The organism is Pseudomonas sp. LBUM1649, from assembly GCF_059716155.1.
This window is the reverse complement of sequence record NZ_CP166807.1, coordinates 4,035,066-4,045,832: the sequence shown is the minus strand read 5'-3', so window position 1 is coordinate 4,045,832 and position 10,767 is coordinate 4,035,066. Positions and strand designations below refer to the sequence as shown.

At 57.1% G+C, this 10,767-nt stretch carries 16 protein-coding genes; 6 read left to right on the top strand and 10 right to left on the bottom strand.

What is annotated here, in order from left to right; all coding sequences use genetic code 11:
* Positions 1 to 8: 8 nt before the first annotated feature.
* The 8 genes from ACA058_RS18640 to ACA058_RS18605 all read right to left on the bottom strand — a co-directional run bounded on the left by ACA058_RS18640 (position 9) and on the right by ACA058_RS18605 (position 3,976).
* Positions 9 to 1,076, bottom strand: coding sequence for a tyrosine-type recombinase/integrase (locus tag ACA058_RS18640; RefSeq protein WP_497635344.1), 1,068 nt, complete (start codon positions 1,074 to 1,076; stop codon positions 9 to 11).
* Between the two features lie 2 nt (positions 1,077 to 1,078).
* On the bottom strand, positions 1,079 to 1,315 hold the full coding sequence (locus ACA058_RS18635) for a DUF4224 domain-containing protein (protein ID WP_497635343.1): 237 nt from the start codon (positions 1,313 to 1,315) through the stop codon (positions 1,079 to 1,081).
* Positions 1,302 to 1,658: a pyocin activator PrtN family protein gene (locus ACA058_RS18630; RefSeq protein WP_497635342.1), complete on the bottom strand. Its 357-nt coding sequence runs from the start codon at positions 1,656 to 1,658 to the stop codon at positions 1,302 to 1,304. Before ACA058_RS18630 ends, ACA058_RS18635 begins: the two co-directional genes overlap by 14 nt.
* Entirely contained in the window at positions 1,651 to 1,791 is a 141-nt protein-coding gene (locus ACA058_RS18625) for a hypothetical protein (protein ID WP_164486587.1), read from the bottom strand. The genes ACA058_RS18630 and ACA058_RS18625 overlap by 8 nt, the downstream gene beginning before the upstream one ends.
* A gap of 25 nt (positions 1,792 to 1,816) precedes the next feature.
* A complete protein-coding gene (locus ACA058_RS18620) occupies positions 1,817 to 2,098 on the bottom strand; it encodes a phage antirepressor KilAC domain-containing protein (protein WP_497635341.1) in 282 nt (93 codons plus the stop codon).
* Positions 2,099 to 2,108: 10 nt separating this feature from the next.
* Positions 2,109 to 2,699 carry a hypothetical protein gene (locus ACA058_RS18615; RefSeq protein ID WP_497635340.1) on the bottom strand — a complete coding sequence of 197 codons (591 nt, stop codon included), beginning with the start codon at positions 2,697 to 2,699 and terminating at the stop codon, positions 2,109 to 2,111.
* A complete protein-coding gene (locus ACA058_RS18610; protein ID WP_497635339.1) occupies positions 2,696 to 2,875 on the bottom strand; it encodes a hypothetical protein in 180 nt (59 codons plus the stop codon). The genes ACA058_RS18615 and ACA058_RS18610 overlap by 4 nt, the downstream gene beginning before the upstream one ends.
* 78 nt (positions 2,876 to 2,953) lie before the next feature.
* On the bottom strand, positions 2,954 to 3,976 hold the full coding sequence (locus ACA058_RS18605; protein WP_497635338.1) for a S24 family peptidase: 1,023 nt from the start codon (positions 3,974 to 3,976) through the stop codon (positions 2,954 to 2,956).
* Between the two features lie 421 nt (positions 3,977 to 4,397).
* On the opposite strand from ACA058_RS18605, the gene ACA058_RS18600 reads away from it, so the two are divergent.
* From ACA058_RS18600 to ACA058_RS18580, 5 genes are all read left to right on the top strand, one after another.
* Positions 4,398 to 4,916 (top strand): phage regulatory CII family protein, encoded by a 519-nt coding sequence (locus ACA058_RS18600; protein WP_083368989.1) that lies wholly within the window; start codon positions 4,398 to 4,400, stop codon positions 4,914 to 4,916.
* Positions 4,909 to 5,133 carry a TraR/DksA family transcriptional regulator gene (locus ACA058_RS18595; protein ID WP_497635337.1) on the top strand — a complete coding sequence of 75 codons (225 nt, stop codon included), beginning with the start codon at positions 4,909 to 4,911 and terminating at the stop codon, positions 5,131 to 5,133. Before ACA058_RS18600 ends, ACA058_RS18595 begins: the two co-directional genes overlap by 8 nt.
* Positions 5,123 to 7,342, top strand: coding sequence for a VapE domain-containing protein (locus ACA058_RS18590; protein WP_497635336.1), 2,220 nt, complete (start codon positions 5,123 to 5,125; stop codon positions 7,340 to 7,342). Before ACA058_RS18595 ends, ACA058_RS18590 begins: the two co-directional genes overlap by 11 nt.
* A complete protein-coding gene (locus tag ACA058_RS18585; protein WP_497635335.1) occupies positions 7,335 to 7,694 on the top strand; it encodes a PA0613 family protein in 360 nt (119 codons plus the stop codon). Before ACA058_RS18590 ends, ACA058_RS18585 begins: the two co-directional genes overlap by 8 nt.
* A 529-nt stretch (positions 7,695 to 8,223) precedes the next feature.
* Positions 8,224 to 8,556: a phage holin family protein gene (locus ACA058_RS18580; protein WP_134023327.1), complete on the top strand. Its 333-nt coding sequence runs from the start codon at positions 8,224 to 8,226 to the stop codon at positions 8,554 to 8,556.
* A 138-nt stretch (positions 8,557 to 8,694) separates the two neighbouring features.
* On the opposite strand, the gene ACA058_RS18575 is transcribed toward ACA058_RS18580, so the two are convergent.
* The gene (locus ACA058_RS18575; RefSeq protein ID WP_497635334.1) at positions 8,695 to 8,895 is read right to left on the bottom strand and encodes a KTSC domain-containing protein; all 201 of its coding nucleotides are present in this window, start codon (positions 8,893 to 8,895) and stop codon (positions 8,695 to 8,697) included.
* A 218-nt stretch (positions 8,896 to 9,113) separates the two neighbouring features.
* Here ACA058_RS18575 and ACA058_RS18570 point away from each other — a divergent pair, with 218 nt between their 5' ends.
* Positions 9,114 to 9,710 carry a terminase small subunit gene (locus ACA058_RS18570; protein WP_497635333.1) on the top strand — a complete coding sequence of 199 codons (597 nt, stop codon included), beginning with the start codon at positions 9,114 to 9,116 and terminating at the stop codon, positions 9,708 to 9,710.
* Positions 9,711 to 9,808: 98 nt separating this feature from the next.
* Here the strand turns inward: ACA058_RS18570 and ACA058_RS18565 are convergent, their stop codons facing one another.
* Positions 9,809 to 10,534 (bottom strand): hypothetical protein, encoded by a 726-nt coding sequence (locus tag ACA058_RS18565; protein ID WP_497635332.1) that lies wholly within the window; start codon positions 10,532 to 10,534, stop codon positions 9,809 to 9,811.
* Positions 10,535 to 10,767: the final 233 nt, after the last annotated feature.

Here is a 10,767-nt window from a genome sequence, read left to right as displayed (position 1 = left end):
CGTCGGGTTCATCGGGTAGGTTTCACGATCTCACCGACGCGTCGGTAGACCGTTTCTGTTATACGCTTATCTGTATGCCCAAGCAGTCTGCTGGCATGCCCAAGGTCGTCAATCTCGCTGGCTGCCTTAGGCCGGATATCCCTAAACTGGAACTGCCGGATGTTCGAAGCGAGCTGCGCATCCTCTTCTTCTAGAGCTTTGGCGATGGCAATATTTCGCGCATCGTCAAACCGAAGGCGCAGCATTGGTGCAGTCACCCGGCGTCCGTCCTCAGTGACGATCAAGTATGGGTTTCGTACTGCACGCGCCTTCCGTTGTGCAAGAAGCTTTTCTATCAGTTCACCTAAGCCGTTTACGGTCTCGCCAGCATCGAGTCTGATGCGGAGTTTTTTTGAAGTCTTGCCCTGGGCAACCTGCAAAAAGCTTTCGGTTAGATCCGTAGCGCGCATGGACAGGACATCAGCAGGACGTTGGCCAGTAAGATAGGCCAAATCCATGGCGTCTTTGAGTTCTGGCACGGCAGCGCCATACACGGCATTCCAGATTGTAGAATCAGCGTAAAAGTCACGTGGTGTCTCTTTGTTCTTGCGTACTCCGGAGGCTGGATTCTCCTTGTCCGTGATACCCCATTCTCTGGCGATATTATAGATGTGCGAGAGTAGTGAGATCTCGCGGTTCGCCCGAACTTTCCCGGTCCGCTTGTCTCGGTACTGGGCTATCACCTGCGGTGTAACTGCATTTATTGGCGCATCACTGAATGCTTTCCTCAGCTGTGTCAGCGAAAGCAAGTTGTCCTTTTGGGTTCTAGGCTTTTTCCCTGGAATGATTTCGGCTTCGTATTTGTCGAAAACTTTTCCCAGCAGGGTGTTCTTTTGCGGAATTGGCTTGCAATCGAGTTTTGCCCATTCCGCCTTGGCGACATCCAAGTCGCCACCCAGAGGGATTTCCTTCCTCTTCCCTTGATCATCCCTTCCGTCGTAGTAGTACCCGACCCACTCAGAGCCATTTTTCATTGACCTAACCCGCCTGATCATTCGAGGTGGTAGATCCCGATTTGCTGCTTTTCTTGGTCGCATTTTCAACCCACGCGTGAAAGATCTAGCGACCAGACTTCAGTCGCAATATTTTCAGATGAAGGCTTCACACCGGACAGTTTCATTCGGGCGTATACGCGGCCAACAACGGGTCGCCTTGCGCCTGTAAGTACGTATTTCCAGCCATTTCGATTGAGCCAGTCCAACTGTAATGAAGGCCGTTGATATCCGGTGATTGCGGCCAACTCGTCCTCGGCAAGAGTTTCGCTATGAATTTCCATGTCTATGCCTTTCTATATTCGTCTCTGCTTGTATGGACTCGCCCTGTTGACGTTGCATGCTTTCGTCGGCCTTGTAGGCGCGGATGTCGATCAGCGAGGCGACGTGGCGGATGTGAGCGTACTTCAGCGCCTTACGGCTGGTGTCCAGTGTGGTGATCGGAAGCTGGATCCGGCCGTTGTTGATTTCCGTCACGAACGACTGTTCGTTGAGGTTGCGAAAGTACTGCTCGCGTACTTTTTCCAGCGGGATCAGGACGTCACCGAAGATGCGATACAGCAGCTCGACCGTGGCCGATTCGGGCGCCGGATGCAGGCGAAGCGGATTCTGTGCAGCGTTACTCATGGCCTTGTCGAGCCTCCTTGCGTTGTTGTCGTGCCGGGTGGTTCCAGGCGTTCAGGCAGTGGCGTCTGGTCAGCTCGCGCAGATGTTCGGGCACTTCGAGGAGCGCGGCGTTACGCTCCTCGCGTGTGCGCATGGCAACGATCTGGCGGGCGTACTCCCTAGGCCACGTCACGGCGGTCTGCCGGAATGGCGGGAAGATCGATGTCCAACTGGTCGGCCAGCCAGCGGATACCGGACTGCTTGACTCGGGTCGACTGGCTGTACTGCATTCCGTGCTTCTCGTCGTACCAAGGGCTGTCCTTGACCCCTAGGTACGCTTTATCGCGCTTCGGGTCCGCCGGCAGGTTTCCCTTGAGCAAACCTTTTTCCCGCATGAGAGCGATCAGTTTGGGGCGAGTGAGGCCGAGTTGAGCGGCTGCTTGGGCGAGGGTGCGTTCCATAGCGTCCTCCTCATGCTGCGTGCGCAGCTGGAGTGGCTGCTGCAGCTAGGTGGTTGATGGACTCAATGAGCCTTGCGTAGATCTCGGCATCGGGGTCGTACAAGGTGAAGCAGCGCGTGTGCGGGCTCTTGCTGCCGATGCTCAAGATGGCGGTGACGCCGCGGCGCGAATGGGTGCGATGCAGCGCCACATGCAAGGGAAGTTCAAAACCCATGTCGAGGCTCAGCACGCCACCGGTGAGCACCAGTTCGAACACGCGCTGCTTGTCCTGGACCTCAAAACGGCCGTATTGACGATGGGCATGCGGGAGATGCACCAGGTCGCTGGAGTTGCTCGCGTCGAACGGACCGTTGGCAATCTCTTCAATGAAGTCGGCCAGTTTGAGGTGCATCTTCTTGTCGTTTGGCAGGGTCAGCGTGTGGCGTTCGCTTCCCAGCTCCACGACAAAGGTGCTTTCCACTGTGCCGCGCTCAGACCTAAGACGGAATGCCAGGCATTCTCGCTTCGGTGCTGTGCGCAGGACGTGGTTGAAGGTCTCGGTCAGATTGACCTGGGCGTTGAGCAACTGCAGGGTGCGGTTGTCGATTTTGTACTTGATCATGCCGCGTGCCCTCCACCGTTCGGATCGATAGGAGAGGGCTGGCAGGACTTGACGACAAGCTTGAGTTTGCTGTTATGAATGACGACCAGACAGCCCGTCGCGAGCTGCAGCTGTTCGATCAATTTTCGATTGCTGACGCATGCCGGATGGACATGTAGGGATGCGGTGGCGCGCATGGTGTTGCCTCACTGTGGTTGGAGAGTGAGGCAAGTAAACAATCTGTTTGGTTTTTGGTCAACACATTTTGTTTGGTGTTAAATCAGAGAGGGGCCTTTCAATGGGCGTATCGACGACCACCAAAATATCCGGCCAAGAATTACCACCCTTTGAGCCATGATCTGATCGAAGTCGTAGTCTTCGTCAGCGTATTCAACTGAATTGAAGCTCCTCATCTTGATGCCGTTGGCAGTACGTTGAAGAAACTTAATTCGAAAATGCCCGTCGTGGTCGATTGCGTACATTTCGCCATCAACGATTCGCGTCATTCCCGTATCGATGCCGACTGTCGCTCCCGAAAGAATCAGTGGGTGATTACTGTTCCCGCTATTGGTGGCAAACACAGCATTTGAGGGATCTACTCCGCAGGTCCTCATCGTAGCTCGTGAAAAACGAAGCTTCGGCCCAGCGATCTCCTGAACCTCAGTACGCGCGACCTTTCCAGGGCCCGAGGATAACTCCACTTCCTTGTACAACCTTAGCTCCACCTCGTCATTGTCTATCGGTGTTTCTGAGTCCCAAGGAGCCATTGGCTCCAGCACGTAAAGCGGCGAATCGTTAGCAGCCGGGCGTATTGGGTTTCGCTCAGTGCTCTTAGTCCGCATTGGCACATCTTTCCCTTCCAGCCACTCGCGCTCCACGACAAGTGTCAGCGCAACTTCGCCGACCATATACGCGGGGACGCCCCTAGCTTTCCAGTTCGTAATGTTCTGGTCGTTCTCGAGATCGAGAATTCGAGCGAGCTGGGCCCCCGTCAATCCGGAGTCTTCGAGTGCTTCACGGAAGCGTTGGCCTTTGAGGTTTTGCGTTTGTTTACTCATAAACAGAATGTTACAGCGCTTGCATTCAGATGATAACAAACGTATTGTTTGGTCTTGTCGTTCAATTTGTTTGGTATGAGTAACGTCATGAGTACACCTGCTCAGATATTCGATTTGGTACTGCAGGTTGCTGAGGCCTCTGGCAAAAGCCCTTCCCAGCTTTCGCGAGAGTGCAAAATCAGCCCTCAGAGATTCTTTAATTGGCGTCGACGAGGTATTCCAGTCGCACAGGTCCGACATCTGTCGAAAGCACTTTCTGGAGCGCTGCTACCTCACCAGCTTAGGCCGGATTTACCGGAGATATTCCCAGCCGAATCCGACGCTGAAATACAAGCTGCATAGAAAAAAGGCGACCCAAGGGTCGCCCAGTTTCTCCCGACAGCATCACCACAATGCGGTCGGGTCGCGATGTCGGAAGGCGAGCACACCACATGCCGCCGACTTTCATCGCGTTTCCAAGGCTCGGAAGCCTTGGTGTTGCTGCCGTTCTTACCACAGAGCTGGCAGCTGTTGCGCCAGGGGTGAACAACGGATTGTTCGCCCCGGCACGGTGCCGGTGTTGGTCCTACGAACCTAGCCGGCTTTGGGCCTCTCCAGACCACGCGGCAAATGTATCACCAACTTCTGTCGCGCGGCACTGGCAACTTTTAGGATTAATGCCATGAGCCGAATTGCTCTCAGTTCTCTGGAACGGGCGCAGCGGGAAATCCTGCCGCTCGATTTAGCGCTGTACCACGCCGCTCGCGATTACCCGGGCGGCGCTGCTGCTATCGCTGCTACAACCGGTCGCAACCCGACAACGTTGCAGCACAAGCTGTCGCCAACCCATCCGAGCCACTCCATCAACATTCAGGAATTCGGTGAGATCCTCGAACTGACCAAGGATCGCCGCATTCTTGATGCGGTGCATGCGCTGGTCGGCGACACGGTCTGGCAGGAACTGGCCGACACCTACACCAACGACATGCCTGAGACCCTGACCACGGGTATCGCCGAATACTTCCGCCAGGTTGCCGATCTGGCCGAGACCTGGGCCAAGAGCATCGGTGACGGTGTGGTGACTGATCAGGAACTGGCGGCGATTCGTCTGCAGGTGTTCCGAGGTATTCAAGGGCTGCTGGGGTTGTTCAACCGCGCCACCTACGTCAACCAGACGACGCGAGGTGCTGACCGTGGCTGACATCGCCGATTTCGCCAATGATCTGGTGCAGGAACGCATCGATCAGGCCATGGCCGCGCGTAGCGCTGCCAAAGCAGAAAGCGCTGCCCATTCTTTGCTGTTCTGTGAAGCGTGTGACGATCCGATCCCGGAAGCACGCCGCTTAGCCCAACCGGGTTGCTCGCAGTGCATCAGTTGCCAAGCCCTCTCTGAGCGGGGGATTCAGCATGCTCGTTGAGGTATTGGGGCAATTCGCCGATTACGGTCTGGAGCCAGCGCAACCGCTGGTGTTCGGCAAGCTGACCCGCTGCAAGACATCGCAGGACAAGGGCAAGGAAAAGAACGGCTGGTACGTGGTCCACGAGCAGCGCACGGAGAAGGGCGACACGCTGATCTTCGGCGCCTTCGGTGACTGGCGTTCGGGCGAGACGCAGAAAATCAAGGTCAAGGCCGGTCGCATGTCGCCGGAAGAACGCGAAGTGATGCGTGCCCGCCAGGAAGAAGCCAAGCGCCGCGCCGCCGAAATCGCGAGTAACGCTGCGCGGCGGGCCGCGAAAAGGGCGCAGGGTTTGTTCGAGCGCATGCCGACCACCGGACGCAGCGATTACCTGGACCGCAAGCAGATTGTTGGTATCAAGGTGCGTTACGCGCCGCGTACCGGCGCCGTACTGGTGCCGATGAACAATGCCCGTGATCAGATCATGGGCCTGCAGGTGATCTTCCCGAACAAGCAGGAAGACACCGGCCGCGACAAATCCTACTGGCCTTACGGGATGGCGAAGGAGGGCACATTCCACCTGCTCGGTCCGCACCCGGTACCGGGCGAACCGGTGCTGGTGTGTGAGGGTTACGCCACCGGCGCCAGCCTGCACATGGCGACGTCGCTTGCGGTAGCGGTGGCCTTCGATGCAGGCAACCTTTTGGCCGTGTGCAAGGTCATGCGCGAACGCTTTGCCGGCTGCCCGCTGATCATCTGCCGCGATGACGACTGGAAGACCACCAAGCCCAATGGCGATGCGTGGAACCCGGGCGAGGAGAAAGCGAGTAATGCGGCCCTGATCGTCGGCGCCCAGGTGGTCGCGCCGATCTTTTCGATTGAGCGTCACGACAAGTGGACCGACTTCAACGACCTACACGTCGCCGAGGGCCTCGACGCAGTTCGCCGACAAGTGCTGGCCGTGGTGCGTCCACCGGCGGCTGGTGGCTGGAAAGATCAGCTCGCCCGCAGCGAGAGCGGCGCCCTGATCGCGCACATGCAGAACGTGGAACTGATCCTCGCTCACGACGAGCGCTGGGCTGGGGTGATCAGCTACAGCGCGTTCAGCTCGAAGATCGTAAAGCTGCGCTCTGCACCTTATGGCGGCGGCATGGGTGATTGGGCGGACATTGATGATGTGCGGGTGATGAAGTGGCTCGCGCAGCAGTACAACTTGCGGGTGAAAGCCTCACATGTGATCGAGGCGGTGAGCGTCGTTGCACATGACCATGCATTTCATCCAGTGCGCCAATACCTGCGCAAGCTGGAGTGGGACCGTGTACCACGTCTAGAAAGCTGGCTGACGGATGTTATGGGCGTAAAGGCTACTGATTACTCTTCGAAGGTCGGCAAGCGCTGGATGATCTCGGCCGTGGCGCGGGTGATGAAACCCGGCTGCAAGGCGGACTCGGTGATGATCCTCGAAGGCGTACAAGGCGCCGGTAAGTCGACCGCCATGAGCGTGCTCGGCGGCGAGTGGTTCATGGACACGCCGTTTGCCCTCGGCGACAAGGACGGCTTTCAGGCAATCCGTGGCAAGTGGATTGTTGAGCTCGGCGAGCTGGACAGCTTCAACAAGGCCGAAAGCACCAAGGCCAAACAGTTCTTCTCGGCGTCCACCGACACCTACCGCGAAAGCTATGGCCGCAGAACCCTGGACGTGCCACGCCAGTGTGTCTTCGTCGGTACCACCAACCAGGACGAGTACCTCAAGGATGCCACCGGCAACCGCCGCTATTGGCCGGTGGCCTGTACCAAGGTCGACGTGGCGTTGCTGCGCGAGATCCGCGACCAGCTGTGGGCCGAAGCGATGTTCTGCTTTGAGGCCGGCGACCTCTGGTGGGTAACGCGAGAGGAGGCGCCAATGTTCAGCGAGGAACAGGACGAACGCTTTGTGGTGGACGAATGGGAAACGCCAATCCTGACCTGGCTCGAAGAGTCGCAAATCGGCGAGACCACCACCGGCAGTGAGGTAATGAGTCAGGCGCTCAAGCTCGATCCCGGTCATTGGGGCAAACCGGAGCAGATGCGCGTGGGTGCGATCCTGCATCGACTGGGCTGGCGACGGTTCCGTTTGGGCGCTTTGAGCAAGAGCGGTCAGCGGCCTTGGGCGTACAAGAAACCGGAGGGTTGGGGCAGGGCGCCTGCGCTGGAACAGCCTGAGTTTGAGGAGCCGTGCTTCGATGATTAAGGCGATCGATATGGCCCTCAAGCAATGGGCGCAGGAGCTGCACAGCGATGAGGTGGCCGCCGGTTACTCGGGCGGCAACATGGTCGCGATGATGATGGAAAGCGGTGGTCAGCTTGTGCGCGGAAGGCGCGGGAGCAGGGTGCCGCTGGAAGCCTCCCTGGACATCGAGCGCATCGTCAAGAAACGCCTCGATCCCGAGTTGATGACGGTGGTGCAGGTGCATTACTTCCAGCCTGATGCGCCTTTGACTGCGCGTCTGGCTGTCAGTGGCTGCACACGCAACCTTTACTACCAACGCCTGCATGACGCTCACATCGTGGTCGAGCACTTCCTCCTGGGGGAAGCAGCTTGATCGTGGGCATTACTCTGGCTCACGCCGTCCCACCGGCTTGCCTCCGTCCCACTGCTTTTTGCGGTGTTGGGACGGGCGCAGGCCGCGTCGTTGTTGGGCTGTCCCACCGTCCCACCTTTTTCATGACTCCCGCCCGTGTATGCGTAGCGGGCATCAATGCGCGTGTTCACGCGCACGCGTGTTTTTAAATATTCTCTCTATACACGAGAAAAGAGAGATAAAAGTAGGACGGTGGGGCAAAGGCCCAATCTACGGGGCTTTCAGACGTCCCACCTTGTTTTAAGAAGGTGGGACGCATGGGACGCCATAACAGCAAAAGAAAGCCGGAATAGATATTCACCGACATTCGCCAGCCGTTCACCGGGCGTAAGCCACACATTCACCGGATGGCATTAAAACGGTCTTGCTGCCAACAGAATCGACCTGTAAAAAGGGGCCATCTTCGATGGGTGCGACCGTAAAGCGCGGCAGGCCACCCACCACCTGACCCGGCCATTGCGCCGGGTCTTTTTGTTTAAGGGGCAGGGCAATGACGAACGAGCAACAGGCGCTGGCAGAGATGCCGATCTGGTTGGTGATTGCCCTGTCATTGGTTGGCGGCGTGTCCGGCGAGATGTGGCGCGCTGACAAGGATGGGGCACGAGGCTGGGCGTTGGTGCGCCGCCTCGCACTTCGCTCCGGTGCCTGCATCGTCTGCGGCGTGTCAGCGATGATGTTGCTGTTTGGCGCGGGCCTGTCGATCTGGACAGCGGGCGCCTTGGGTTGCCTGACTGCGATGGCCGGCGCCGATGTCGCCATCGGTTTGTACGAACGTTGGGTAGCCAAGCGGCTCGATCTGAGCGAGGCGGAACCGAAGGCATGAGCCGAGGAGGCCGGACGGGGGCGCAGATTTCACGGGTCCTCCCCGAGGGCCGCCCCCTACACGGGTTATCGAACTCGCGGATTCTCTCTAGCTGAAAGTTTTGCAGGGATGTCCGTCTTTCCAAATGGAAGAGGGCGCTCAGCACTGATAACGATCACGTATGTGTTGGTTGTAGTAGACGCCTTTGGATATAGCGGCCATCAAGCCGTTATGTATGGCCGCCGGGACATTGCAGAAATCGTAAGAGTGACCCTGTTCGAAGCGGATCCTCATTCGTCTTGTTGTTGGTTCGTAGCCAACGGCAGTCATCGCACTGGAACGCACGGCAATCATTTCCATGACTTCTCTCCCTCTGACAGATCGTCAACAGATGCTAGTCGAGCGGGGTGGATCTGCAGCCCGGGCCACCGAAAAGCGCCGGGGACCCTGAGGACTTTCAAAAGACACGGGGTCGGAAACCCGCGGGATCGTGTTAGTGGGAGGCCTGCCAGCTTACTGAAATTTCAATCCACTGAAATCTTGAAAAGATTCATTGAAAAACCGCTAAAGGAGGGCTGATGAGCGCAGCCATTTACCTGTCCAAAAGCGCCTTCGCTGCGCACATTGGCCGGTCACCGAGCTATATCACCTGGCTGAAGGAGAACGGCCGATTGGTCCTGTCTCCCAATGGCAAACAGGTCGATGTGCTGGCGACCGAAGTGTTGATCCGCGATACCGCCGACCCGAGCAAGGCTGCTGTCGCTGCTCGCCACCAACAGGAGCGGCTTCAGCGTGATGTGTACAGTCACGTCTCAGCGCAATCCGAGCCGACTAACACGGCTGCGCCGCAGCCCACTGCCCAGGGGCTACCAGCGGACTTTCAGAAGGCGCGTGCGCATCGCGAACATTACCTGGCGCGGATGGCGGAGATGGAGTTTCGCAAGGCGCAGGGAGAACTTGTGGAGATCAGCTTTGTGCAGAAGGCCGCTTATGAGACGGCACGTTCGCTCAATCATTCGTTGATGAGCCTGTCGCCGCAATTGGCACCGCAGCTAGCTGCCCTATCGGACCCATGGGAAGTGGAGCGGCAGCTGACCGCCGCACTGCGCCAGCGGCTTAACGAAGCGGCTCAACTGTCCAGCGAGGATTTCGGTTTTGCACTGGACGAATGCTAACGGTATACGCTGATTAGAGTTCATTCGGCTGTACAGCGTGATTTTGCGTTTTCTACATTCGGCCGATTCTGTTGAAAACCCAAGTACCGAGGCGCGGTCTAAAACCATATGCCCAGTGTCCCTGCGCGTTGCGCCGCGCTTTGCTTGCGCACAGGTATTGCGACAGGGTTGTTCGTCGAGAGTTGGCCAAGCGCCTTTGCCACCTCCTGCGCGCCGGTCTTGTCGCCGTCGTCAAAGTAATCGACGCCGGGCCCGAAATCGTCCGACTTGTTATCGACTCCCAAGATTGAAAAGCCTTGAACTGCTAGCACCTTCTTGATTGCATCGAAATCGGGAACAGTTCGGTTCTTGGCCGTGCCACTGTGCAAAAAAATTCTGAACCTGGAATTTTCTTGTAATGACTCCAGTTTTGACTCAGCAATACTGGTTTTTGCTTTGTTCTCATCGAGAATCTGGCCCGTTTTTTGGGCCCAAGTGAGGAGCTTCAGGCTGGTTTCGGGCTCAAGGATCTCCAATAGAGAGATAGCAGCAGCCTGACGCACTGCGTCTTTTGATATGAGGTCAGCGTAAACGAGGGCCACGTATTGCCTCTCGGACTCTCGGTTGAATTGGCTCGACCTGATAGCTTGTTCAGTTTGGTCCTGTTTCAGTTTGATTTCTTCTAGTTGTTGGAGAGTCATGACTGTCTTGTCGTTTGTGAAGTACAAGACGTAGGCAGATAAAACCGCTGCCAAGAGTGCACAGGCAGTTCCTATCAGAGGCAAGATAACTTTTGTCGTCCGCTCACTTGGTTGGCTCGGGACGAGGGAGTCGCTGGTGGCCATGGTTGATCTCTCCATGTGGACGCTCAACGTTTGACATTTGCGACCGCCTGAAACTACTGCGGCGTGTAGGAAGGAGGGCGCCCGATGGAAAGGTAAGACACACCACGTTGCATTAAGAAGTCAGGTCCGTTCCGCAAGCGCCGAAATAATAGTTAAGCACAGCTTGTGAGAGTCTTACCCCATTTCCACGGACGGTTTTAAAAGGACTGAAAACTTCAGAGCAGAATGCTGAG